This window comes from Shewanella indica (genome assembly GCF_002836975.1).
In the GTDB taxonomy this organism is placed as follows: Bacteria; Pseudomonadota; Gammaproteobacteria; order Enterobacterales; family Shewanellaceae; genus Shewanella; species Shewanella indica.
Genome location: NZ_NIJK01000037.1, coordinates 15,042 through 39,973 on the forward strand (window position 1 = coordinate 15,042; position 24,932 = coordinate 39,973).

Sequence of the window (24,932 nt, forward strand, 5' to 3'; positions counted from 1 at the left end):
TGCTTTTCTAAAGCTTACTTGTGTATGCGGCCTGTCATTTTGGTAAAGTTGAACCACTGGCCGTTTTCGGCGGCCATCATCTCGCGATCCCGTACGGCATAAGGGTTGTCGCATGCCAACCACTCCTGCCATGCCTGGGCGCACTGCCCGCTCTCTTCGCACAACTCCATCTGTAAAAATGCGCTCTGTTGCCAGAGTTGCATCCACCAGTCGACGGTGAAAAAGTTCATCCCAGGCTGCCACCAGGGGGCCAGCTCAGGGGCAACGCTTTGCTGCAGTGGAAAAGGCTTTTTCAGCCCGGGCACCACTATGGCGACCTGGCCGCCCGGCTTGATGAAAGGGGCGAGGTGGGTGTCAAAAAACGCTGAACTGGCACCAAAGTAGTGGTAGGCATCGATAGACAAGACAGCATCGAAACTGTTTTCTGCAAATGGGGCATGTTCCGGCCGCATCTGGGTTACGTCAAAGTTCACTGCCGTGATCTTGTCTTTCACGCCTGCGGCCTTGAATCTTGCCTGATTGTCTTCGGCCGCTATCCAAAGATCCATAGCGGTGACTTCGAGGTTGAAGGCCTTTGCCAGATAGATGGAGGTGATGCCTGTGCCACAGGCCAAGTCCAGCACCCGCATCCCTGGTTGCAGTTGCAGTGACCGGCAGACTTCTTCGGCCAGCAGCAGGGCGTTGGGACCCATCATGTTGCTGTTGATATAGTCACGGGAAAATAGTGTATTCATCTTTCTTTCCTCAACGGTTGTCCAGTTGGGCGCGCACATTGTGCAAGCCGGTCGTGGTTATGCGATAGGGCTGACCTTTGACAGATTTGATCAGTTTTTTGGCTTTGAGCTTTTTGAAAATGGCGAGGGTACAGTCGCAAAGAACAAGCCCTTCGCGGCTATAACATTCAACGGCTGTGACGCGACCTGAAGTGTCGCGGAAATAACAAATGCGTCCGCCTTTGGCGAGGACGTGCAGGGTACGTTGTTCCTGACGGGATATATTCATACTGGAAAAACTCGATAATCATCATGAGCAAAACGTGCGGGCACTTGTCAGTGTCCACCTTTGATTTATGCGCATTGATAATCAGACCGACCTTGGAAGGTCAGTTAACTGATTATCTGATGATTACAATCTCCAGCATCAATGCCTCAATGAGAGTTGAAAGTAGCTTTACCGCTCAATTTTTACCACTAAGGATGTTAGATGTAAATCAACCGCTTGGGGAACTGTGATTTTAGGCTGTTTTTTGTGCAGGGTTATAACGGCAATACTAGGTCACTGATGAAGCTCATGTTTTGAATTGAAAGGCGCTCAGGTAAACGTGGGTTTATTCGTTTATCTGAGCGCCTTTGCATATTTGCTGCTTGGTTCAACTCTTAGGTTAAGTCCAGTGGGAACTACTCCTCGATTTGTTGGTGGCGGGTGAGGTACATAAGTATCAGCATTATCAGTACCAGCAATCCGGTTCCCATCAAGAGGGCGTAATCTTCCAGCTGGAGTATGGAGTAGAGTACACCGTAGAGACTTGCCAACATGGCGGCAACTATCGCTCCTTGGCGCCGACTACCACTGGCGCTGGCAACATACAGCGGAATACTGAGCAGGGGAACCGCAGCTGCCACCAGATAAGCGGTTAAAAACAGCAGGTGTTCCGACAGCGACAGCAGTAATAGATAGAAGAGGCACATGGCGCCACCCACCATCAGATACTGTACTGCGCTGAGGCGTGACTTGTTGCCCAGCTCGAAGATCAGCAGCAGTATGTAGGTCAGCAAAATAAAGAGTATGCCGTACTTGAGCGACCTTTCTATCTTGCCGTAGTGAGTCACGGGTTCGAACAGGGTGACACTGGCACTGATCTCGGTGAGATCCCGGCCATCACTGGCGCGGAACACCTGAGGGAAGTTGCGGCTCAGATGACTTATCTGCCAGTTGGCATCAAAACCTTCAGTGCTGAGATTACGGCTGGCGGGCAGGTAACCCTGAAAACTGGGATGTGGCCAATCGGCATGGATATCTATCTGGCTCAGTTCCGCCAGTGGCAGTACCTCCAAGCCCTCAGAACCTCTGAGGCTGAGCTGGAATGTCAGTTGGTATTCACCTTGGCTCGGATCCAGCGCTATGGTGCGATGAAAGCCGCGGCTAAGGCCACCTGTGTTATCCAGCCCTGTACCGGACATCAAGCTGGGCATTCCCTGCTCACCAGCCAGATTAAAACGACTGACAGTCTCAATAGCCTGGTTGGCTGAAACGCCGAACACCAAGCGCGCCTGGTTATAGTCAAAGCCGAGTAGCCCTGGGATATTTATTTTAGGCAGTTCGAAGTCGGCCCGGCCTTTGACTTGGCCCAGATACACGAGTGACTGATAGATGCCGCGATGGCGGAATTCATGTTTAAGACCGGCATCGAGCGTCATGCCTTTGGGCAGGATCAAGAGTTCATCGCTGTAGACCTGACGACTGCGGTGTTGTTTGCCGTCGATATTGCTGTCGGAGATCACTTCGTAGCGAAATGGCAGTACCAAAACCGGACCGGCCAAGGTTTGGGCATCGCCCCAGGTATGGCCGATCTCTCGCACCACTTGGCGATAGAGGCTTTCTCTGTCCTGGCTGAGATCCTGGATCATTCCAAGTGGGATCAATGACAACAGACCCACCATGGCCACCGCAAATAGCTTAAGAGTTAATTTGGATTTGAGTTGAGGCAGCGCCGTGTGGCCATTTTGTTTCTTCATTAGGCTTTTCAGCAGTAGATAAGCCCCGAAACCTATGGCTCCAAGCAAGGCCAGCGCTATTAGCATGAGGATAACTTGAAATATCATGAGGTATGTTCCTTTAACCTACTCGTTGCAGCATTAAAGCAGATTTGGCTGGAGATATCATGACAAGTCACTGATCAATAGTGGCAAAATTATGCCTATACCAAATTGGAGAAATATTGAATTAGGTTTACTTGAATAACGCCGACAAGTGAATGGTTTTACTGTCACATTTATTGTGACAATGTGGTCATGATTGAATCATCTATAATGAGTGTGAATCGATGCTGCAGTCATTTAAAATAACCACCTATGTGAATTGGTATGATGATTCTTATGAAATACTTCTCCAAAGCTTGTTGGTTGCCGATTTTTTTCAGTCTGCCCCTGCATGCTGAATTGGCCGATTTTGACGACTATGGGCCGCTCAGGGTTTATGCCCAGTCTCCTCTGCAGTCCAGCAGTTTAACCCCCATGTTGCGTTCGGGCTTTTCCATGGCAAAGGGACAAAAAGAGTGGTATCTGACCGGTAATATGGCCAGCGTCTGGGCCGAGACAGAAGATTATCTGGCTGACTATTATCACAACTCTTTAACCGGTGGTCTCAAGTGGCAAATTGATGACCGTTGGATGTTGGACGCCAACTATACTTGGCGTTTCAGTGGTAACAACCATTTGGATTCACTGACAATGTGGTTTCACGATGCTTTCGGTTTTGATCAGAATGGTCGTGACCATCAGCCACGAAATCAGAATCAGATCTACTCCAAGCAACATAATGTGAATATCAGCGATTTTGGTGGTGAGACCCTAAACAATGCCTTCAACATTTATCTCGGGTATCAGTTGCTGCAGAATGAGCACCATGGCCTGTCTGTTGGGGGGAGCCTGTATTACAACTATGTGGGCTCGGGGCCTTTCGCCAATGAAAACTTTGAGCAGGCGTTGCAGCTGAATTACAGCTATCGCAACGGACGGCATAATTTCCATTCAACACTTGGCTTGAGTTTCCGTGAGGACGAAGAGGTACTGTCGGACATGCCTTATAAGTCCAATGCTTTGATGCTTGGGCTGGGTTATGAATATCGTGTTGGTCGTCATGGCTGGATGCTGGAGTATCACAGGTACGAAGGAATGACAGAAGCGGATGATGACTTCTCTGAAGCTTCAAATGAAGCTGTGCTGGGCTACCGCTATTATCTGGATCGCAGTGCTATAGAGTTTACTGTGATTGAAAACTTCCTCAACATGGATAACAGCACGGATATCGCTTTTACTCTGGGCTATCGGCATATGCTTTAATTTAGCTGTGTTGAAACATAAGGCCGCTCATGAGCGGCCTTATCTATTTTGGGGTGAGATGGGTTACTCAGCCTGCTCAGCTTTGGCTTCCAGCGCTTCGACTCTGGCTTGCAGGGCTTCCAATTTTTCCCTGGTTTTCAGTAACACGTGTTGCTGCACTTCAAACTCTTCCCGGGAGACCAGATCCAGCTTCAGCAATTGGTGTTGCAGTACTTGCTTGCTGCGTTCTTCAAACTCACCGGCAAATTGCTTCAGCCCAGAAGGCAGGTTTTCGCTCAGCTGTTTGGCCATTTCTTCGATTTTCTTGGGGTTGATCATCTCTTTAATCCACTGGCAAGGTTTTAACTGATTGTAACTTATAGGCTGCATTGAACCCAAGGCTAACCTAAGGAAGATGCGAACCCGTCCCATGAGTGCTCTGCTTTGGCTTACAGACCTGGAAGCAAGAATTGGAGTTCAGCAAATGGCCCAGGTCCTTTGCCAGAAGTTTCCCTAACGGGATTTGGGGGCTGTCTCCGGCATTGATTCTGGTATGATCCCTGCTTCTAGAGTGTCCTTGTGTGAGATATCGATAACCCATGAAACTTAATCCTGCCCAGAATGAAGCCGTCCATTATGTTTCCGGTCCCTGCCTGGTATTGGCTGGCGCCGGTAGTGGCAAGACCCGGGTTATCATCAACAAAATAGCCCACCTGGTGCAGAAGTGTGGTTATCAGGCCAAGCATATTGCCGCAGTGACCTTTACCAATAAGGCTGCGCGGGAGATGAAAGAGCGGGTGGCTCAATCCATGGGCCGCAAGGAAGCCAGAGGGCTGTGGATTTCTACCTTTCATACTCTGGGGCTGGAAATTATCAAGCGTGAACACAAGACATTGGGCCTTAAGGCCGGCTTTTCTTTGTTCGATGATCAGGACACCTTGGCGCTACTCAAGGAGTTAACCCAGGACGAGCTGCAGGAGGATAAAGATCTGCTGCGGGCGCTGGCGACCATGATCTCCAATTGGAAGGGGGGCTTGGTGATCCCGGATCACGCCCGCAAGATAGCCAAGGGTGAACAGGAGCAACTGTTTGCACTCTTGTATCAACGTTATGCCCAGCATATGAAGGCTTACAATGCGTTGGACTTTGACGACCTTATCCTGCTGCCAACTCTATTACTGCGGCATAATGCCGATGTCAGAGCCCGTTGGCAGGCACGGATCCGTTACCTGCTGGTGGATGAATATCAGGATACCAACACCAGCCAGTATGAACTGGTTAAATTGCTGGTGGGGGAGCGGGCGCGTTTTACTGTGGTAGGCGATGATGACCAGTCCATCTACTCCTGGCGTGGTGCCAAGCCGCAAAACCTGGTGTTGCTGGGTAAAGACTTTCCCGAGCTCAAGCTCATTAAGCTGGAACAAAATTATCGCTCCAGTCAGCGAATATTACGGGCGGCCAATATTCTGATCGCCAATAATCCCCATGTGTATGATAAGTCGCTGTTCAGTGAGTTGGCCTATGGCGAGCCGCTGCGGGTACTGTTTGCTGCCAATGAAGAGCAGGAAGCCGAACGGGTGGTGGCCGAAATCATTCGCCATAAGTTCATGGGCAAGACCAGCTATGGGGAATACGCCATCCTTTATCGGGGGAATCACCAGTCCCGCTTGCTGGAACGGGCGCTGATGACCAACCGTATCCCCTATAAGCTCAGTGGTGGCACCTCATTCTTTGCCAGAGCCGAAATCAAGGACATCATGGCCTATTTGCGTTTGGTGGTGAATCCGGATGATGATAACGCCTTCCTGCGTATCGTTAACCTGCCCAAGCGTGGGATTGGCCCGGCAACCTTGGAAAAACTCGGGAATTTTGCCAACCAGAAACATATCTCCATGTTTGAGGCGATTTTTGCTCCTGAATTGAATCATCACCTGCCTCCGGCGGCTATGGGTTCACTGTATGAGTTTGGTCGCTTCATTGTCGATACCGGTGAAATCGCTCAGCGGGGTGAGGGAGTTGATGCTATCAAGCAGTTGATCCGCAAGATAAACTACGAAGATTATCTCTACGAGACCAGCACCAGCGCCAAGGCCGCCGAGATGCGGATGAAAAATATTTCCGAACTGTATCGCTGGGTGACGGAGATGTTGGCCGGTGACGACCTGGATGAGCCCATGAGTCTGCCAGAAGTGGTTAATAGGCTGACGCTCAGGGACATGATGGAAAGAAACAATGAGGATGAAAGTGGTGATCAGGTGCAATTAATGACGCTGCACGCCTCAAAGGGGCTGGAGTTTCCTTATGTGTTTATGGTGGGGGTGGAAGAACGAATTCTACCGCATCAGACCAGCATAGATGAAGATAATGTCGATGAAGAGCGGCGTCTGGCTTATGTTGGTATCACCAGGGCTCAAAAAGAGCTGTGGTTTATGCTTTGCCGTGAGCGGCGCCAATTTGGCGAAACCATGCGCTGTGAGCCCAGTCGCTTCTTGATGGAGCTGCCTCAGGATGACTTGGTCTGGGAAAATCGCAAGCCGCAGCAGAGTGAGCAGCAAAGGATGGAAACCGGTAAGGCTAACATCGCCAATCTGCGGGATATGTTCAAGAAGTAAGGGTTAGAGCCGGTTGCAAAACACGGCTTAGGCGCAAACTTGGGTTGCCGTATCTATGGGCTTGGTGCTGTTCCCCTTGCTGCTGACGGGGTTCAAGCGATTCCCAAGAGCTTGTCCCTGGCCTGAGTTAAAGCCCATTTGTGCCAGTTGCTGTTTCTGCTCTTGGGTATTGATACCATCCAATACCAGCTCAAGTTCCAATGCACCAGCACTTAGGTTTATCGCTTTGAGTAAACGCCTGTGATGTGGGCTTTGCAGATGTGACACCAGGCTGGCATCTAGTCTCAGTACGTTGACCGGCAGGAAGGATAGGCTGATCAAGGGACTGTAACCACTGCCGTAACCTGTGATCCCCAGAGTGACTTGCAAACGTTTAAGCACTTCAAAACCATTGATATGGTTTTCCAAATCCCGTGACAGAGATTGTTCGTGGAAAAACAAACATAGGTCGGTAAGCGGGAACTGACAGTTCCTTAGGCAGTTTTTCAGGCTGCGAAGTGCATGTTTATGCTTGAGGTGCTGGCTACAGATGGCCAGATGTAATTTGGTGCCTGAGTTGAGTTGCAGCTTGGGAAGTTCACTGTTCAGCGCTTCGATTGCATACCTGTCCAGCTCCAGTTGTAAGTTGGCTTGATCTGCCAAATTGGCGAGCTGTTGTTGTTTGATTTTACCGTGTTGTGGATGGGGCCAATACAGACGCACATCCAGGGCTTGAAGCTGCCCGGTTTTAAGATCCTGCACTGGGAAGTAATCGAGCTGGATTTGCTGGGTGTCCAGGGCGGTTCTCAACTCATTTTCCAGACTTACGTCTTGCATCAATTGCTGATGCGATTTTTCATCGAATACCACATAACAACCCTTGCCGCGGGTTTTGGCCATGTACATAGCAGTGTCGGCATCTCGCAGGATGGACTCACTGGTGTCATCTTTGTGATGGCCGCTGACGGCTATGCCGATACTGGCGCCCGAGTTGAACTGTTTATCTGCTAGCTCATAAGGGCGTGATAGTTCCTTAAGGATCCGCTCTGCGACTTCTTTGGCGTCGTCGGTTGTGCGTAATCCATCCAGCAAAATCACAAATTCATCTCCGCCCAGACGGGCGAGAGTGTCATTGTCGCGGATACAAAACTTGAGCCGACTGGCTGTTTCTACCAGAAACCTATCACCTTCCAGATGTCCTAGTGTGTCATTAATCAGCTTGAATCGGTCGAGATCGACGAACAAGAGTGCGAATTTATCTTGTAGATGGCGGCGATTATGTTTAACGGCCTGGTTCAATCGCTCCATAAACATCAGCCTATTGGGCAGGCCTGTCAGGGCGTCGTGTTTGGCGTCGTGCAGCAGTTGTTGCTCTGCCTTACGGCGCTGGGAGATCTCTTTTTGCAACTCTTGGTTGGTGGTGGCCAGTTCACGGGTGCGTTCCAGAATCTTTTCTTCCAGTGCTTCGTTACTGCGTTTCAGTGCCTCTGTGGCTAGCTTACGTTCAATGGCTGTGGCGATATGCTGTGACACAAAGGTTAACAGTTCGAGATCCTTGAACTGGTAGTTCTGATGCATGCTGAAACTATAGATAGTTAGGGCACCGGCAATTTTGTCTTGAATAAATAACGGCACGCCGATCCACTGGTGCATGTTCTGTGTTTGATTCAGGTCAGGTGCCTTGCTGTAAATCTCTTTGGTGCACACCAGAGATTGGATATCGCTTTGATCCAGCAATACAGGACGTTTTAACCTGAGTAGGTATTCCACCAGTCCATCCATCAAGGGGCGACACTTGGGGGCAGTATCATTGAGTTGAGAAACATAGAAGGGAAAGTGCAGCTCAGTTGCGGTTTCATCCAGCAAGGCGATGTAACAGTTGTTGGCTGGTAGCAAATGGCAGAGAACCCGGTGCAGCTCGGTATAAAACTCGCGATCATCCAAGTTGGAGGAAGACAGTTCGGTTATCTCAAACAGGGACTTTTGTAGTCTCTCGGCTCGGCGTCTCTCATAAACTTCCTGTTTTAATCTACCATAGGCCTGGCTCAGCTCCTGGGTTCTTTGGCTGATGGCTTGTTCAAGTTGCTCATGATGCCGCAACCGTTCCATGACTCCTGCGATGTGATGACTAATAAAAGCCATTAATTCAAACTCCATCTCGCCGTAGGAACTGGCTGGGTTGTAGCTTTGCACCACCAAGACACCAATAGCTCTGTCATTTTGTATTATGGGTACTCCAAGCCACTGATGACAGGATGACCCTAGAGCTATGATTTCGCCGGCATCGGCCAGTTGTTTTGCCTTGTGTTCGTCACAAAGCAGGGGGGTGGCAGTTCGCAACACATAGCCGGTAAGGCCTTGCGTTAAAAGTTGAGATAACTCTTGTCCCGGATAGAGTTCGGAAGGGTGGGAGTCTTTTTCATCGGAGAAAAATGGTAGTTCAAGATGTTGTTTCTGGGCATCAAGCAGAGAGATATAAAAGTTGTCGGCAGGGATCAGTTGCTTAAGACATAGATGCATGCCCTGATAGAAGCCCTCCATAGAGGTAGCCTTGTTGGCAATATTGGAGATTTCCAGCAGTGTATTTTGGGTGGCTTCGGCTCGTTTATATTTGGCCGCCAGACGTTTGAGTCTGGCAACTCGTTTTTTCAGTCTTGAGATTTCCAGAGCCGAATTCTGATGGAAAGCGTCATCCCTAAACATGTTATCCGCCGAGGAACAAAATGATAATAGCTTTGTATGGTTTTTAATCAAAGGATAGAAATAACATGAAACATAGTATTATCCAAGTCAATTTTTTGGCTGGTGTCGGATATTTGTTGTACTGTTTCAGTCAAAACTTGAGCAAACAACCGAAAAAAAGCAAATCAGGTGTAGACGTGGGGGGGAAATCCACCTACTATATGCGGCGCTGACACGGCGGGCGCCCATAGCTCAGCTGGATAGAGCGCACCCCTCCGGAGGGTGAGGCCGAGGGTTCGAATCCTTCTGGGCGCACCAGTTTGATTCAAGCGTGCCAGTCAGTGAAAGAAATATCAGTGGTGATTGTAGCTCAGTTGGTAGAGCCCCGGATTGTGATTCCGGTTGTCGTGGGTTCAAGTCCCATCAGTCACCCCACTTCTTTCGTGAAGCGAGTCGGCTTCAAATCTTAACGGTGATTAGCGCAGCCTGGTAGCGCATCCCGGTTTGGGAACCAGAGTGGAGCAGGGGGTGACCCTCTTCTTATCAAGGTATCCAATAAAGCAATATTTCGGTGATTAGCGCAGCCTGGTAGCGCATCTGCTTTGGGAGCAGAGGGTCAGAGGTTCGAATCCTCTATCACCGACCAAATTTGATTTATCTGACTTTACGTCGGGTAAAAGCTGGAAAGTATTCAGCAACACAGTATTTCGGTGATTAGCGCAGCCTGGTAGCGCATCTGCTTTGGGAGCAGAGGGTCAGAGGTTCGAATCCTCTATCACCGACCAAATTTGATTTATCTGACTTTACGTCGGGTAAAAGCTGGAAAGTATTCAGCAACACAGTATTTCGGTGATTAGCGCAGCCTGGTAGCGCATCTGCTTTGGGAGCAGAGGGTCAGAGGTTCGAATCCTCTATCACCGACCAAATTTGATTTATCTGACTTTACGTCGGGTAAAAGCTGGAAAGTATTCAGCAACACAGTATTTCGGTGATTAGCGCAGCCTGGTAGCGCATCTGCTTTGGGAGCAGAGGGTCAGAGGTTCGAATCCTCTATCACCGACCAAAACATTTAAGCCCCTGAGAAATCAGGGGCTTTTTGTTTTTATCTTCATAGTTTCGAACTTGTGATGACCTTTAAGATATTCTCATGGGTACAAGTGGAATTCAGTGATTAGTGCAGCCTGGTAGCGTATCCTGACTTGGAAACCAGAGTGGAGCAGAGGGTCAGAGGGTCGCATCCTCTATCACCGACCAAAACATTTAAGCCCTTCATAAATCAGGGGCTTTTTGTTTTTGGCATTTAAAGCCTTCCTGTTTTTATCCTCAAGGTGCGTGAGTATCTTGGAGCTTCCCTGTTTCGACGGCTTAGCCTAAAACAAAGGCTCCCCGAAGGGAGCCCTATATCTGTTACTCAACATTCACAGGTGGTGAAATAAAGCCTTGGTATGCTTGGGGCTTGAGTGGTGTAAAGCGCTCCAATTGCGCTTTTTCCTGGATGCCTGTCACTATCACATCGATTTCCAATCCTCGGGCTACGTTGACCAATGCCCGGCACAGTTCACTGTTGTGTTGATTTTCATCATATTGAGCAAAAGATTGGTCCAGCTTGACATAAGCCGGTCGCAGGCTTTGCAGATAAGACATGGAGCCGAACTGACGGCCGAAGTGGTCTATTCCTATACTGGCACCATTGTCGCGAATTATGGTGCACAGTGCCTGACAGGCGTCGATATCGGTATAGATGGCGGCTTCAGGTAACTCAAAGGCCAAACGACTTGCGTGGCGGCTGTTACGCAGGAAGTGATTGAGCCATTCGTGGAACTTGGGATCGCTGATGCTGTGATGGGTCAGGTTAACCGCAATGGCTTCGGCATTCTTCTCCAACAACTCATCTTCACTGATCTTTTCAATCAGGCAGCGGTCGAGCAAGCTACCCAGAGACAAAAGCTCGACATAAGGCATGAACTGGCCTGCATGCACCAGTTTGTCACCTATTTGCAACTGACAGAAAAGTTCCCGCTGCAGTATATTGTCAGACCCTTGATAGTGCACAGCTTGCCAACGGAAACGGAATTGTTTGCGGTTAATTGCGTCGGTAAGCTTATCGCGCCACTGCTCACGACTGAACAACTGCTGTTCGTTGGTCTCCAACCAGTGATAAACCTTGCCTTCCTTGAGGGCGATTTGCAGGGCGTTATCCGAGCGCGCCAGCAGCTCGGAACTGGTCATCTGCCCGATACGTTCGGCAATACCTATGGCGTAATCTTCATTGGGCTTACAACCCGCCTTGACCATTTCCTGGTTGGTTGTACGGATCAGGGTTTGTAGATACTTACTCAATTGTTCACGTTCAACATTGGTGATCAAGAAAGCAAATTCATAGGCGGCGATACGGGCAATGACAGATTCACAGATTTCGCCCAACTCATGCTGCAGTTTTTCTGAAAGCAGCTTGATGGTTTCGTCCCGTACCTGATAGCCATACTTGCTGTGGACTTCTTCGAGCCAGTCGAACTTGACCATCATCAGAGCGCCGCTGCCGGGTTCACCTAGCCAACCGCCAACGCGGCCCATCATATATTGACGATTAGGCAGGTTGGATACCTGATCCACCAGATTCTTTTTCCTGAGTGCAGTGACTTCTTCATCCAGAGAACTGAAAATTTTCTTCAGTTGGGCTGACATGCTGTTAAAAGCGTTGACTACATCCCTGAGTTCCAGGGTTTTAGGCAGCGGCATATCCGGGCCGAATTCCCGCTTGGCAATGCTTTTGGCGTGTTCGGCAATGGAGTGCAGTGGACTGAGGATCCATGTCAGGCCCAGGCGCGCAAACAATATGGCGATCAAAAATAGAATTGAAAAGGCTATTAAGGTATGGCTCATAATGCGCCACAGTTCGTGATAACCAAACCCAGGGTGAGCGGTAATTTCCAGTTTGGCCAGTTGCAGCCAACCTGAAGTAATGGTGCTTTCTTTACGCAAAGGGGTAAAGATCCCCAGATTGATAAACCATTGGGGAACATCTTCGATGCGAATATTGTTATTCCAGACCTGCTGTTTGCCATCAACCAGCCAAGTTAGCTTCACCTGTTGGTAATAGCCTCCCTCGAAGATGACATTAACCATGGTTTCTGCGGTGGCGAGATCACCGGCTTCCAGTGACGGAACCAACATCAATCCCAATGAATGGCTGACATTATTGAGGTCCGACTCCATCTGCTCGGTTAGAAAGTTCTGGGTCTCATTGAATTGCACATAGCCCACACTGGCGACAACCAAGAGAAACAGCCCAAACAGTAACGAGTATATCTGTCGAAACAGTGTCATTGCTGTAGCTACTCCAGTTTTAATTTTGGCTGACGCAAGCGATCAGCCCCTAATCTGTGTCTCAGGTCATTCCACTTTTCCAAGCGAGCGGATGATCCTGCTAATACACCGCGTCCTTTCTCTTTGTTTAGCCACAATTGTTTACCGTTAAAGCTGTATACGGGGATCAGATCTCCACGTTGTGTTGCCGGTTTGAGCTCGCGATCCAGATTGTCCAGAATAAGAGGGACAGAGGAGGGCGTCTCATAATAGGCCAGCACCATATGGTACTGATTAACACTGGTTGCTTTAACCATAGTGATGCGCATCTTGTCTTCAGGGATGCCCAACTGCAGCAGCGTGAAGTATTTGGCGATGGAGAAGTCTTCACAGTCACCGCCATTTACTCCGATAAACTCCAAAGGGGTGGCCCAGTAATTAGCCATCCCCCAGAGTTTGCTATCATCTACAAAGCGAAACAGGTTAAAGAAGTTGTTTACCTTGGTGATTTTTCCCATATCGTCCAACCCTTGTGCCTCGTCCAGTATCTTGAACCAGGCTCTGGCCCTGAGGCCAGCCCGCTCGCCATAACGTGATTCCAGCGTTTTGGTAATGCTGTTGGCGTCTAGCTGTTGGGTGGATGCGGCGTACAGGCATGACACGGCCAGAGTCGATGCCAGTACTGTGTAATGGCAGACCCTTCTGAGCAGTGAATACTGGTTGAGCCTGCCTGTCATATGGGGATATCAAGGTCCTATTTCACTTCTTGATCCACAGTGTAGATGTTCCACTTCATATCGGCCATAGTATCCTCGCCTGTTACCTCGGCGATAACCCGGCGGTTACGTTTGTGGGCCAACTGAGTGTCTGTTGGATCTACAGGTTTATCGTAGCTGTAACCTACTGCGGTTAGTCTATCGGCGGTAATGCCGAATTGATCTTCCAGCACTTTGGTTACGGCATTTGCCCGATTTTGCGATAGCTTCAGGTTGTGATCATAGCTACCGGTACGGCTACAGTGCCCTTCGATGGTCACCTTGGTGCTGGGATATTGCTTCATAAAGTCAGCAATGACACCAATTTGATCATAATACTGAGGATCTATGTAGAAGGAATCGTTGGCAAAAAGTATCTTCAACTCGGAGCGTTCATTGATAGGCTTGATCTTACCACAACCATAGTTATCAATGTTGGCACCTTCGACAGTGCCTGAGCAGCGTTCACGGGCTTCAATAACACCGTCTCTGTCATGATCATTGAGGTCGTTGACCTGAGCCGTCGGTTGATCCATGGATACAGTGTCACGCATTGAGCAACCCGCCAGTAGGGCGACGCTAAGCAGAGTGATAAAGAGTTTCATTATTTAACTCCTCCTTCATATTCACGCTCCCCTTTCCATACATCGGGGCGAGTGACTCTAAGCGAGTCGAGTAGTTGTCCTGTGGCATTGAGTACGCGGTATTTGGCAATCACTTCGTCATACTCGGCGGTCAGATAGTCTTTTCTGGCTTCAAACAGTTCATTCTCGGTATCCAGCAAGTCGAGCAGGGTACGCTGACCCAGGTTGAATTGCTGTGAGTAGGCGACTTGAGTGTCCTTGGCTGCAATGACATGATCGCGAATATATTGCTTCTGTGGTCCCAGGAACTCGTATGCGTTCCAGGCAAGGTTGGCGCCTTCAACCACTTCACGATAGGCGCGCTCACGGATCTCCTTCGCTTCACCTATCTTGTAGCTGGCTTCTTTTTCACGGGCTAAATCACGGCCACCGGCGAACAGGTTGTAACGCACTCTCACCATGGCAAGAATGTCATTGTTGTGGCCTCCGACATTTTGGCTGGCGATCCGGCTAAAGCCGTCTTCACCGTCCAGGTTGTTGTTCATGTTACCTTCTACTTCCAGCGTGATCTTGGGATAGTAGTTGGATTGAGCCGAAGACTTCTCATATTCGGCGGCGCGGATATCACTGGCGGCCGATTTGAGAATGGGATGGTGCTCCTGTGCCATCTTGATACTGGAGTCTACGTCCGCCGGCAACATATCGGCATCCGGAACCGGTACTATCAGGTCTTCCGGTTGCTGATGAGTAATGCGGAAAAACTGACTCTTGGCATCGAGGAAGTTATTGCGTGCAGACACTACGTTGGCATTGGCGCGAGCTAGACGACCCGTGATTTGTGACAGATCCGCGGTAGAGCCCAAGCCCGAATCGGTACGTTGCTTGATCTGCTCGTAGATGTCCTGGTGGCTCTTGAGGTTTTTCTCTGCCAGCGTCAACACCTGCTCGCTACGTATATAGTTGATATAGACCTTGGCAACATCCAGCGCCATATCTTCAGCAGCGGCAAACAGCGCCCATTGATCGGCACTGGCTTCGAAGCTGTACCTGTCGACTTCACTGCTGGTAAAGAAGCCGTCGAACAGCATCTGCTTGATGCTGACACCGAATTCGCCCCGTTTGAGTTCAATTTCATCATCTGTGGTGCCGGCCAAACGGCGGCGGGTAGCCGGACTGTCAGTGTATTCATAGCCATAACCACCGGTAATATCTACCGTTGGCATGTAACCGGCTATCGCCTGGTTTACCTGCTCTTCACGAGCTTTGAAACGGTTAAAGGCAAGTCGTAGTTCCGGGTTGGTATCCAATGTTTGCGCTACGGCTTGTTCCAGGGTCTGACTAAACCCTGCCGTGGGCAACATCAGCCCGGTAATCGCCAGTGCCAAGGCACTGGGTTTCACCAGCCGAGTAACTTTCTTGTTCATGCTAAACCCTCCAGGTTTATTGTGACTATGAGCCTAGCGTTCTCTTAACGCTGTTTCTTTGGCTCTTAGAATGGGATTAAGTATGTACTCAAGGACAGTTCTTTTCCCGGTAATTACGTCAACAGAGGTCAACATGCCGGGAATAATGGGCATCTCAGTGCCATCGTCTTTAATTAAACTGGACTCTTCGGTCCGCACTTTTACCAAATAAAAGCTGTTGCCTTCTTCATCCTGAGTGGTGTCTGCACTTATCTGTTCCACAGTGCCTTTTAATCCGCCGTAACGGGTAAAATCATAGGCAGTAACTTTAACTATGGCGGGCAGCCCCGGATGCAGGAAGGCGATATCCTTTGGCAAAATTCGGGTTTCGATCAGCAGTTGGTCTTCGGAAGGGACTATCTCCATAATATCGATACCAGGTTGGACTACTCCTCCCAGTGTGTTGATATTTATTGTTTTAATGGTTCCGTTGACCGGTGAGGTGATAACGGCTTTGCTGACTTTATCCTTGGTGCCTACCTGGGCTTCATTCATGCGTGCCAGCTTGGCTTGCATTTCATTGAGTTGTGCGCGGGAATCGGCGGCATAAACCAATACCGCTTCCCGACGCTTGAGAATCGCCTCATCCATGTTGGCCTTGAGTTTGGGACGCATCACCCTGAGGGTCGCCAGCTCGCCTTGAATGTCGTTAACTGTACGTTCCAGTTTCAAGAGTTCCACCTCGGGCACTATGCCTTTTTGTGCCAAAGGTTTGGTCAGTTCCAGTTCGCGGCTGACCAAGCGGTAACTGGTACTCAAGGTGCCGATTTTCGAGGTTAACTCTTCGGTTTCCTGTTGCCGTTGTTGAATTTGTCTTGCCTGGATCTCCACTTGGTTGCTGAGGTTATCCAAGCGTCCGGCGTATTCTTCCTGCTGGCGCCTGACCAGTTCGGGTTCTTTTTCTGTCAACTCGGCAGGAAATACCAGCGGGATCTTGGTGATTTTTAGCTGTTCACGCCAGTCGTTGGTCATATCCGAGATAAAGATGCTGTTCAGTTCGGCCTGAAGGCGAATAACATTGGCCTGCAGGCTATAGACCTCTTGCTCCTGCTGGGCGGCATCGGAACGAAAACGGGTATCGTCTATGCGTACCAAGGGCTCACCTTGTTTGACCAGCATGCCTTCCTGAACGTACATCTCTTTCAAAATGCCGCCATCCAGACTTTGGATGACCTGAACCTGGGAAGAGGGGATCACTTTACCCGTGCCCTTGGTAACTCGGTCGAGGGATGCAAAATAGGCCCAGGTGAGGAAGCAGAGCATCATGGCTGCCAGCGACCAGATAATCAATCTGTGGCTGGTGGGTGCATCTGTCATCATGGCGCCGTAGACATCGTCTACCATTTCCAAGTCATCAGAAGTCAGGTGCTTATTCATATTACTTGCCTCCTGCCATCAGCCCTTGGTTGAGCTTTTCGAGCACCTTGTCTTTGGGACCATCGGCAATGATGTGGCCTCTATCCATCACTATGATGCGATCTACCAGATTCAGCAGGTGCATCTTATGGGTGATGATCAGTAAGGTTCTGTCGCGGCTGACATTATGCATCGAGCGCATGAATTGCTTCTCGGCTCTGGCATCCAAGCTGGCTGTGGGCTCATCCATCAACAGCACTGGTGGGTCATTGAGTATGGCTCTGGCCAAGGCCACGGTTTGACGCTGTCCTCTGGACAGCGAATGGCCGCCTTCACCTACCTGTTGATCCAGGCCTTCTGATTCCAAGTCGGTAAACAGGTTGACTCCGGAGAGCTGTACGGCTCGGATCAACTGATGTTCTGTGACCTGACGGGTGCCGAAGAGAATATTGTCCCGAACCGAACCGTGGAACAGGGTGACATCCTGTGGCAGATAGCCGAAGTTACGGCGTAGATCGCTCGGGTGGATCTGGGCGCTGTCTATGCCATCATATCTTAGGCTACCGTTGCTGGGTTTAAACAGTCCAACCAACAGCTTGGCCAGAGTACTCTTGCCGCTGCCGTTACGGCCGATAATGGCTATCCGCTCGCCGGGACGGATCCTTAAGGCGAAGGGGTGCAATACAGGTTTTTCCGAGCCGGGGTAACTGAAGCTGAGGTCGTCGGCTTCTATCTTGCCCATCAATCGTTGTTTGCTGACCAGGTGGCCTTTGTTTTCAAATTCATCTTCCTGGGTCATTATCTGATCTAGCTGTCTCAGCGCGCTGGCAGTTTGGTTGGCTCGGGTCATTAAATTAGCCAGCTGTGCCATAGGCGCAACGGCCCTGCTGGCAAGCATCACAGCAGCAATGATCCCACCCATGGATATATCATTATCGGCAACCCGGTAAACCCCTAGAATAACGACACTGACGACGGTCAGCTGCACCACAAAGTTGGCGACGTTGGCCACTGAGTTGGAAAGCTTTTTCGAGCGCAACTGCCAATTGGCTGTGTGACCTATCATCTGCTGCCAGGCTTTCTGTACCAGGCCTTCTGCCCCATAGGATTTAATGGATTCCAGAGAGGCGAGACTTTCGATCAAGTGGCCATGCTTGAGGCTGGCAAATTTATTGCTTTCCTCAATAGCGGTCTTGAGCCTGGGTTGGACAATCAAGGTATAGCCGATGATGATGAGGCTAGCGACAAGGGGGATCAGCGCCAGATCGCCTGCGACCAGATAGATAATCAACACAAACAATAATGCAAAGGGTAGATCAACCAGCGTGGTTATTGTTGCCGAGGTGAGGATCTCCCTGATGCTGTCAAACTCACCCAGCTGACGCGCCATACCACCGACACTGGCCGAGCGGTTTTCGAGGGGAATGCCGATTGCCTTATAGAACAGTCGCGATGAGACTATGATGTCGACTTTCTTACCGGCAACATCGATAAGGTAACTTCTCAGCTGCCTCATGACCAAATCAAACAGATAAGCAATACCAGCTCCGATAGCCAGAACCCACAGTGATTCGAACGCCAGGTTGGGCACCACTTTATCGTAGACGTTCATGATAAACAGCGGTGAAACCAGGGCAAACAAGTTCACCAGGATTGAGGCAATCAGTGCATCACGATAGATGGGGGCCGAGTCTTTAATGGTTTGCAGCAGCCAGTGTTTACTGTGGTCATGATGATAAACATCAAACCCCATATCGCCACGGTACTGTTGTTTCACCAGAAACAGATAGCCTACATAGAGGGTTTCCAACTCTTCTATAGATAGGCGTTGTTCGCCGCCGGTTTCCGGCAGTTGGATCACCGCATGTTGTTGTTCCAGATCCAGTTCGCGCAGGATGCAAGCTTTCTTGTCTTTCAAAAGCAAAATACAAGGAAGCTGAATGGCAGTAACCTGATTCAAGCCTTTACGGGAAAGCTTTGCCGTCAGGCCGGCCCTGGCAGCAGCCTGTGGCACCAGTTCCGGTGACAAAACGGCTGAAGACAAGGGGAGGCCTGCCGCCAGAGACTCGCTGGAACAGGGGCTGCCGAAGTATTCTGTCAATAGAACCAGGCTATCGAGCAGAGGGTCTACAGTGACTCGCTGGGAAGCCGAGATAGTCCATTGTTCAGGTTTAGGTGAAGCGGATGCGGTCACAGAACGACTTATCCTTTCGTTTTATATGATTAATTCTAGTATCAGCCATGGCGGCCTATATTGCGAATTGCAATATAGGCCGGCCTTCAAATCAAAGAGCTTTTAAAACACTTCGTCTGGTTTTGGCTGATCCAGCCCAGAAGAGCTACTCTGGCTGACATAGGAAGCACCTGGATTGGCCGATTGAGTATCGACAAGCAGAGGACCATCGCCGTTACTTCCCAGCAGGCCATTGATAATGTCGCTTTCATCACTGCCGTATTCCGCAAACAGGTCGACACCGTCGAGCACTATATGCTGATCGAATTCACCGTCCAGATCCGCATCGATAGAGATGGTAGTATTGCCATCAGCAACACTGAATTCGAAATATTGCTCCAGTGAGTTGTGCTCTTCACCCAACAGTAGCTCACTGAGATCCAGCTTATCTTTGTTGAGTTCAAAGTCAGTGATGTGGTCGGTGCCGGTTTCTCCTGCTTTCCAACTGAAGGTATCTACGCCTTGACCACCAGTGAGCCAATCATCACCATTGCCGCCAACCAGCAGGTCGTTGCCATTACCACCGAACAGCATGTCATTACCATTGTCGCCGTAGAGTTCATCATTACCGCCTTGGCCAAAGAGGATATCGCTGCCCTCGCCGCCGCGGATGATGTCACCCATATCATTAATGCCTGACTTATCAAACAGGTTAGGATGCTCGCTGATAAAATTGTGAATTTCAGCATCGGTTGCATCGCTTTGGCCCAACTCGCCGGCAATAAAGGCTTTGAGTGCGCTGTAACCCTGGCCTTGAATGCCATCAAAGCGAATCACATCACCGAAGATGATGTCGTTACCCGTACCGCCATCCAAGTTATCTGAGCCTGGCATATCGGTGATTTCGTTGCCGAGAATCGCCTTGGCCAGTTCATCGGCAGAGACATTGGTTTGGACAGCTCCATCACTGTCAAACCGTTTCAGAGTGTCAGTCGAAATATTGTTACCTATACCTATGGCTTGCACAATGACATCATTGCCTGTCAGTAATGGCAGGGCACTTAGGGCGTTTTGCAATGCCCAGTAATTACCATTGAAGGTGCTTGATATCTCGTAAGTACCGTCCCCTTGCGCCCGAATATGACCAATATAATACGGACTCCAATCCCCTCTATCTTTGCTCCATTGATAAAGGTTACCGTCGGCATCTATTATTCGTCTCGCTTCTCCTCCGATATTGGCGTAAAACTCCTCACCCAGAGTAAAGTTATTGACGTTGACCAAGTCATCCAGAGTCTCGCCAGTCTTTCGATTGACTATCGGGTTGGTATCCTCATAGTACTGATAGACAGATGGCGCGCCATCCGTGATAAAGAATGCCAGATTCTCAGCATTACTGTTGGCAAGAGCCGTATCGCTGTGGAACCAGTTGGCCGTTGTCTTGATAACATCTTCATAGTTGGTGCCACCACCGGTCCAATAATCTCCATCCATGCTATCGATAACGGTTTGGAGCTTACTCAGCGCATCTGGATCTCCCAGGTCGACGCTGACTGACAAATTAGCTTGAGAGTCGAAATCGGTCAGGAATATGTTAACTGTGCCGGCATTATCTGAATCGGCGCTGGCTTTCAGTGTCTCAAATACTTGAGCCAACTGAAGTTTCATCGCCTCCATAGCCGAATTACCAATACTTCCTGAGCTATCGACCATAAAGGCGATATTGTAATCCTGCCCGGGAACCACGACTGAGCCATCCAGGTCGCCGATAACGATATCTTCGGCGTTACCCAAATTGAGCGTTTGATCGCCTGGGCCCGCTTCAGTGACCTGATAGTTAAATACAGGCACCACAGCGATATTGCCACTGTAAGAGTCGCCATCGGCATCGGTTACCGTGACCGCAAAGTCCAGGTCGCCGTCTTCGGTGCCCTGCATCGTCTGGTACTGATAGAAGTCCCAGTGACCCGTGCCAGGGGTGAATTCCAGCTTAAAGACCAAGTCGCCCGAGTCTGTTTGACCTAGCAAAGTATTGCCTGAAAGGGTCACTTCAACGGCTTTCCCGCCGGCGGTCCACAGGGATGTGTCGGTCACACCTGCCAATGCCATGCTGCCTTGGCCATCAGCGCCCCATTGGGCCGTTACTTCACCAGAGGCATAGGCGATTGCCGGGGCGTCGCCTGTGCCAGTGAACTCTAAGGATTTGATGGTGAAGTCACTGTTGTCTCCATGGCTGGGAGCTTTACCGTTGTCGGTTGCCTTGATAACAACTCTATCAAAGCCGCCATCCTGCACGTTAAAGTCAGCCGCATAGTCACCGTTGTTTTTATCCGAGCTGAAAGTTTGGCTGGATATCAGTTGGCCATCACGCCAGAACTCGGCCACACCGCTTTCAAGTTCACCTTTAAAGATGTTGGCAAACTCTATCTTCATGCCGAACGCCAGGGTATTGGGGTCCAGATCTATGATGATCTCTTCAGAAATTCCTGTGCCATCGGCAAATTCCCGGAAATCTATTTCGTTATCTATGTTGTGGTATGGCGAGCCAACACTGGCAACCCCTATGCCTGAACTACTGCTGTTAATATTTGCAGAGGTTAGAGTGTGGTCGGTAGATGAGGTGAAACCTCTGGCCGTGATGGTGAAACCATCAAAGTTCAGTTGCCCTGTATCATCAGTGTCACCAGTCAAATCGAATACGCCTAGGAGAGTATCCGGAATATCGGTTACCGTAGCCGTTACCGGTGCGGTATCCGGCATGTAAGGCGCATCATCTTCAACGCTGACCACGAAGCTGCCGGAGACAGTGCCGCCATTGCCGTCATCAACATTGACCTCAAAGGTCAGATCTTTAACATCTTCAATGCTGGTATCTGGGTGATCTATTGGTCCCAACAGCTTGACCTGATAGTCCCAATCACCACTGCCATTACCCGCTGGCGGTGTCAGTACCACAGACATTACTGCAAGGTTACCTACAGAGCCTGTCAGTGTGTGAGTCGCTGCGTCCCACTGCCAGGTAACTGTCTGGCCACCTGAGGTGATACCACTTGGTGGTGTCAGGCTAACAGTCAGTGCATCACCATCCACATCCTGAAGCTGGATAGTGCCATTTGCAGTGGCATTGTCAGTGGTATCACTGCTGCCGTTTGAGTCCGGTAGGCCATTGGTCAAGCCTTCCTCAGAGACAACGGCATTGGTTGTGGTAACTATAATCGGAGCGTCGTTGACACTGTTGACCTTGATAGTCAGGGTCGCAGTATCACCATTGTTGGTCACATAGGTGATAACGGGCACAGTACCGTTCCAGTTGGCTTCCGGAGTAAAGGTATAACTACCATTTAGGTTGATAACCAGAGTGCCACCTTCAACCGAAACCTCGTCTCCTGCGCTGTAGACCTGGCTATCCCCGGCTACGGTAAAGCTCGCCAACTCAAGGTCTTGGCCATTGTTGAATTCGCCTGTGTCATTGTCAAAAATGTTGCCGCTTGCCAGCTGACCTTCATTGATTTCCTGGTAATCATCCACAGCAGCCGTGTACTTCTCGACTTTAACATCCAGAGTCGATACAGCCGTTTGGTTGTTGTTATCTGTACCAACAATCTCAATACCTGAAATCTTCAGCGAGTCGACATCTATACTGTGAGGCAGATTCCCTATCAGCTCGGCGTTGACTATGATATTGCCTTCACTGCCAGCCGCTATGGCAGACCAATCCAGGCTTATCTTCAATACATCTTTGTTGGGGCCATTACCCGGCATTGAAGCTATCAGATACTCACCCTCAAGGCGCCAGCTCAATGGGAAGTTTTCTCTTATCCCTTCGATTGTAATACCGCTGAAATCACCATTTTGATAGTTGAAGCCGAAGTCTGAAAGTTCACTGTCACCGGCCTTGAAGCGCAGCGATTGTTGATCTGTATCCAGGTTGTCATCCTGCAAACCAAATTCATCCAGGCTGGCCAGCGCATGGGAGATAATAGCGACTGGTGCGCCTCCTGGTGCATCCAGGTGAATATCCAGATTGCCAGTGGCCTGGTCGCCGTCACTGTCGGTGACCACTACACCAAAGTCCAGATCCAGAGGCTCTGTTGAGCTGACAATTTCTTGGGCTGTGGTGCCTGTCAATTGGAAGTCAGTACCACTGATAGCGCTCAACTCGATATAGGCGATAGCGCCCAAATCACTGATAACTTCGTTGGGGCCGATTTCGCCTTCACCCAATAGTTGCCCGTTGGCATCATAGGCCTTGTAATGGATTTGCTCGGGATCGTTGTTACCGACGTTGAAGTTAAAGCTGGCACTGGCAACGGCTTCTGCATAATCGACAACCAGAACTTCCTCTCCGGAAACCCAAGGGTTGGCGACCCCAAAACCATTGTTCGTACCATTCACGTCGACCAAGTTTCCATTGCCGTCACGGCCATAAAGTGTGAAAGCAACTTCGGCATCAGAGGGCACCTTGCTTGGATCGTTGTAAATGTCGTAGGCACCGGTAGCATTGTCATAAGTGACATACACAGTGCCACTGATACCGCCTTTACCTCCAACTAATGCGCCAATATCGATTTCTTCCAGCTTATCTATGCTCTGCAGTATATCCAACTTATAGCTGTCACTGTTTGGATCTGTGTTGAGGGTAAAGATCAGCGTCTGATCAGGATTAGACGCATCATAGGCCGTAGCAGGGCTTTCATCGCTTGTATAAGCGAACAGTTGATCCGGGTTGTTTGGATCGACAAAGAAGAAGACTGTTTTGCCTCCGGCCGTGATATCAGACGCACCAAAGTAGGTTTGAGAACCGGCATCCCAGCCGTTTACGTTGCCGCTGAGATCGGCACTATAGTCTTTATCTGCTCCTGATGTGTTCATGACCCCAGTATAGGTGCCAACAGTGTTGACCCCATCCAGGATAGGTTCAACATCGACAACAGGTGAGTCGTCTTCAACTGTAACCTGGAATGAACTTGAGTCTGTCGCTCCTGAACCATCAGCAACATCAATGCCAAAGTTCAAATTGAGCACATCTTCAACATTGGCTACAGGATGATCCAGCGGAGCATGCAGTGTGACCTCATAACCCCAAGTACCACTGCTGTTACCCGCAGGAGCTGTGAGCGATATGGTTATCACCACAGTTGAACCGGCAGAGCCTGTCAAAGTCTGAGTACTGGCATCCCAACTCCAGGTTACATCGACGCCTCCGGAGGTTATACCTGATGGGCCGCTAAGCGTAACTTCCAGCTCATCGTTGTCAGGATCTTGCAGCTCAATGGTACCGTTGGCTATCACGGCATCTGTTGTATCTGTGTCGCCTACATCATCCGGCGCACCATCGGTCAGCCCCTCTTCAGATACGGCAACATTGGTGATGTTACCTATGCTTGGTGGGTTCTGGGCATCGAGAATGGTGGTGTCGGCGCTGTTGTTGCTGCCTATCTCCAGTTGTTCAAGGCTATTATCAATGTCAGTGACACCACTAATGGTGACGCTTAGATTTTCACTATTTTCATAAATACCATCGTTGATGGTATTAACTGTAAAGCTTTGCTGGCTATCTCCGTTAATGGTTACGCTTGGAGGTAAGTTATCAACATCTGCTGCAGTTGCCGTACCACTCCAATCAAGCGCAACGCTAACCGAGGCACCACTAGGAAGGGTTACCGGGTTACCGTTGGCATCGACTAAAGTCACTGTATAAGTGATTTCACCACCTTCAGTGACACTGGATTTGTCTACGCTGATCTGGGCAAAAACTGTGTCGGTAGTGTCATTTACCAGTGTGGAAGCTGTGTCACTGGTATCCAGGTTTTCAAAATTACCACCTTGAGCATTATCTATACTTACGGTCAGTGTTTCTGCATCAACAAATACATCATCCGTCGGTGCCGCGACGGTGACAGTGCCTTCGGTTTGCCCGGCCGCAATGGTGATGCTGGCGCCGTTGGACAGGGTCAGGATCAGGTCGGTTTCAGGGGCATT

14 protein-coding genes, 6 tRNA genes and 1 pseudogene are annotated in these 24,932 nt (G+C 49.8%); 9 read left to right on the forward strand and 12 right to left on the reverse strand.

From position 1 onward, the window contains the following. Nucleotides 1-14: 14 nt before the first annotated feature. From CX650_RS12280 to creD, 3 genes are all read right to left on the reverse strand, one after another. The gene (locus tag CX650_RS12280) at nt 15-734 is read right to left on the reverse strand and encodes an SAM-dependent methyltransferase (RefSeq protein ID WP_101095976.1); all 720 of its coding nucleotides are present in this window, start codon (nt 732-734) and stop codon (nt 15-17) included. Between the two features lie 10 nt (nt 735-744). After that, nucleotides 745-1,002 carry a YjhX family toxin gene (locus CX650_RS12285; protein ID WP_039035376.1) on the reverse strand — a complete coding sequence of 86 codons (258 nt, stop codon included), beginning with the start codon at nt 1,000-1,002 and terminating at the stop codon, nt 745-747. Nucleotides 1,003-1,397: 395 nt separating this feature from the next. Next, the gene (creD, locus tag CX650_RS12290; protein WP_167388643.1) at nt 1,398-2,819 is read right to left on the reverse strand and encodes a cell envelope integrity protein CreD; all 1,422 of its coding nucleotides are present in this window, start codon (nt 2,817-2,819) and stop codon (nt 1,398-1,400) included. Nucleotides 2,820-3,083: 264 nt separating this feature from the next. Here creD and CX650_RS12295 point away from each other — a divergent pair, with 264 nt between their 5' ends. Next, nucleotides 3,084-4,061: a DUF3187 family protein gene (locus CX650_RS12295; protein WP_229800132.1), complete on the forward strand. Its 978-nt coding sequence runs from the start codon at nt 3,084-3,086 to the stop codon at nt 4,059-4,061. Nucleotides 4,062-4,124: 63 nt separating this feature from the next. Here CX650_RS12295 and ubiK read toward each other — a convergent pair whose 3' ends face one another. Beyond that, entirely contained in the window at nt 4,125-4,379 is a 255-nt protein-coding gene (gene ubiK / locus CX650_RS12300; protein WP_025010065.1) for a ubiquinone biosynthesis accessory factor UbiK, read from the reverse strand. Nucleotides 4,380-4,639: 260 nt separating this feature from the next. Here ubiK and rep point away from each other — a divergent pair, with 260 nt between their 5' ends. Beyond that, complete coding sequence (gene rep, locus CX650_RS12305) at nt 4,640-6,652, forward strand: DNA helicase Rep (RefSeq protein ID WP_071476428.1); 2,013 nt, start codon at nt 4,640-4,642, stop codon at nt 6,650-6,652. A gap of 27 nt (nt 6,653-6,679) precedes the next feature. On the opposite strand, the gene CX650_RS12310 is transcribed toward rep, so the two are convergent. Then, entirely contained in the window at nt 6,680-9,334 is a 2,655-nt protein-coding gene (locus CX650_RS12310) for a sensor domain-containing phosphodiesterase (RefSeq protein ID WP_101095978.1), read from the reverse strand. Nucleotides 9,335-9,554: 220 nt separating this feature from the next. Here CX650_RS12310 and CX650_RS12315 point away from each other — a divergent pair. From CX650_RS12315 to CX650_RS12345, 7 genes and pseudogenes are all read left to right on the forward strand, one after another. Further along, nucleotides 9,555-9,631 (forward strand) — tRNA-Arg (locus CX650_RS12315). A 41-nt stretch (nt 9,632-9,672) separates the two neighbouring features. Then, nucleotides 9,673-9,748 (forward strand) — tRNA-His (locus CX650_RS12320). A gap of 134 nt (nt 9,749-9,882) precedes the next feature. Continuing rightward, nucleotides 9,883-9,959 (forward strand) — tRNA-Pro (locus CX650_RS12325). Nucleotides 9,960-10,021: 62 nt separating this feature from the next. Beyond that, nucleotides 10,022-10,098 (forward strand) — tRNA-Pro (locus CX650_RS12330). Nucleotides 10,099-10,160: 62 nt separating this feature from the next. After that, nucleotides 10,161-10,237, forward strand: a tRNA-Pro gene (locus tag CX650_RS12335). 62 nt (nt 10,238-10,299) lie between these two features. Continuing rightward, a tRNA-Pro gene (locus tag CX650_RS12340) sits at nt 10,300-10,376 on the forward strand. A 102-nt stretch (nt 10,377-10,478) separates the two neighbouring features. Continuing rightward, nucleotides 10,479-10,567: pseudogene (locus tag CX650_RS12345) on the forward strand. 153 nt (nt 10,568-10,720) lie between these two features. Here the strand turns inward: CX650_RS12345 and CX650_RS12350 are convergent. From CX650_RS12350 to CX650_RS12380, 7 genes are all read right to left on the reverse strand, one after another. Next, a complete protein-coding gene (locus CX650_RS12350; RefSeq protein ID WP_101095979.1) occupies nt 10,721-12,640 on the reverse strand; it encodes a bifunctional diguanylate cyclase/phosphodiesterase in 1,920 nt (639 codons plus the stop codon). An 8-nt stretch (nt 12,641-12,648) separates the two neighbouring features. Beyond that, complete coding sequence (locus CX650_RS12355; RefSeq protein ID WP_039035380.1) at nt 12,649-13,356, reverse strand: transglutaminase-like cysteine peptidase; 708 nt, start codon at nt 13,354-13,356, stop codon at nt 12,649-12,651. Nucleotides 13,357-13,373: 17 nt separating this feature from the next. Continuing rightward, the gene (locus tag CX650_RS12360; RefSeq protein ID WP_101095980.1) at nt 13,374-13,979 is read right to left on the reverse strand and encodes an OmpA family protein; all 606 of its coding nucleotides are present in this window, start codon (nt 13,977-13,979) and stop codon (nt 13,374-13,376) included. Continuing rightward, on the reverse strand, nt 13,979-15,382 hold the full coding sequence (locus tag CX650_RS12365) for a TolC family outer membrane protein (RefSeq protein ID WP_039035382.1): 1,404 nt from the start codon (nt 15,380-15,382) through the stop codon (nt 13,979-13,981). The genes CX650_RS12360 and CX650_RS12365 overlap by 1 nt, the downstream gene beginning before the upstream one ends. A 33-nt stretch (nt 15,383-15,415) precedes the next feature. Next, entirely contained in the window at nt 15,416-16,798 is a 1,383-nt protein-coding gene (locus tag CX650_RS12370) for an HlyD family type I secretion periplasmic adaptor subunit (protein ID WP_101057531.1), read from the reverse strand. Between the two features lies 1 nt (nt 16,799). Then, entirely contained in the window at nt 16,800-18,971 is a 2,172-nt protein-coding gene (locus tag CX650_RS12375) for a type I secretion system permease/ATPase (RefSeq protein WP_071476442.1), read from the reverse strand. Nucleotides 18,972-19,073: 102 nt separating this feature from the next. Then, the coding region (locus CX650_RS12380; protein ID WP_157823024.1) for an immunoglobulin-like domain-containing protein at nt 19,074-24,932 on the reverse strand (5,859 nt) is incomplete at its 5' end.

Bases quoted from the DNA above. Each gene is read 5' to 3' on its own strand.
- CX650_RS12280 (WP_101095976.1), bottom strand. From the start codon at position 734: ATGAATACACTATTTTCCCGTGACTATATCAACAGCAACATGATGGGT.
- CX650_RS12285 (WP_039035376.1), bottom strand. From the start codon at position 1,002: ATGAATATATCCCGTCAGGAACAACGTACCCTGCACGTCCTCGCCAAA.
- CX650_RS12295 (WP_229800132.1), top strand. From the start codon at position 3,084: ATGATGATTCTTATGAAATACTTCTCCAAAGCTTGTTGGTTGCCGATT.
- ubiK (WP_025010065.1), bottom strand. From the start codon at position 4,379: ATGATCAACCCCAAGAAAATCGAAGAAATGGCCAAACAGCTGAGCGAA.
- rep (WP_071476428.1), top strand. From the start codon at position 4,640: ATGAAACTTAATCCTGCCCAGAATGAAGCCGTCCATTATGTTTCCGGT.
- CX650_RS12310 (WP_101095978.1), bottom strand. From the start codon at position 9,334: ATGTTTAGGGATGACGCTTTCCATCAGAATTCGGCTCTGGAAATCTCA.
- CX650_RS12350 (WP_101095979.1), bottom strand. From the start codon at position 12,640: ATGACACTGTTTCGACAGATATACTCGTTACTGTTTGGGCTGTTTCTC.
- CX650_RS12355 (WP_039035380.1), bottom strand. From the start codon at position 13,356: ATGACAGGCAGGCTCAACCAGTATTCACTGCTCAGAAGGGTCTGCCAT.
- CX650_RS12360 (WP_101095980.1), bottom strand. From the start codon at position 13,979: ATGAAACTCTTTATCACTCTGCTTAGCGTCGCCCTACTGGCGGGTTGC.
- CX650_RS12365 (WP_039035382.1), bottom strand. From the start codon at position 15,382: ATGAACAAGAAAGTTACTCGGCTGGTGAAACCCAGTGCCTTGGCACTG.
- CX650_RS12370 (WP_101057531.1), bottom strand. From the start codon at position 16,798: ATGAATAAGCACCTGACTTCTGATGACTTGGAAATGGTAGACGATGTC.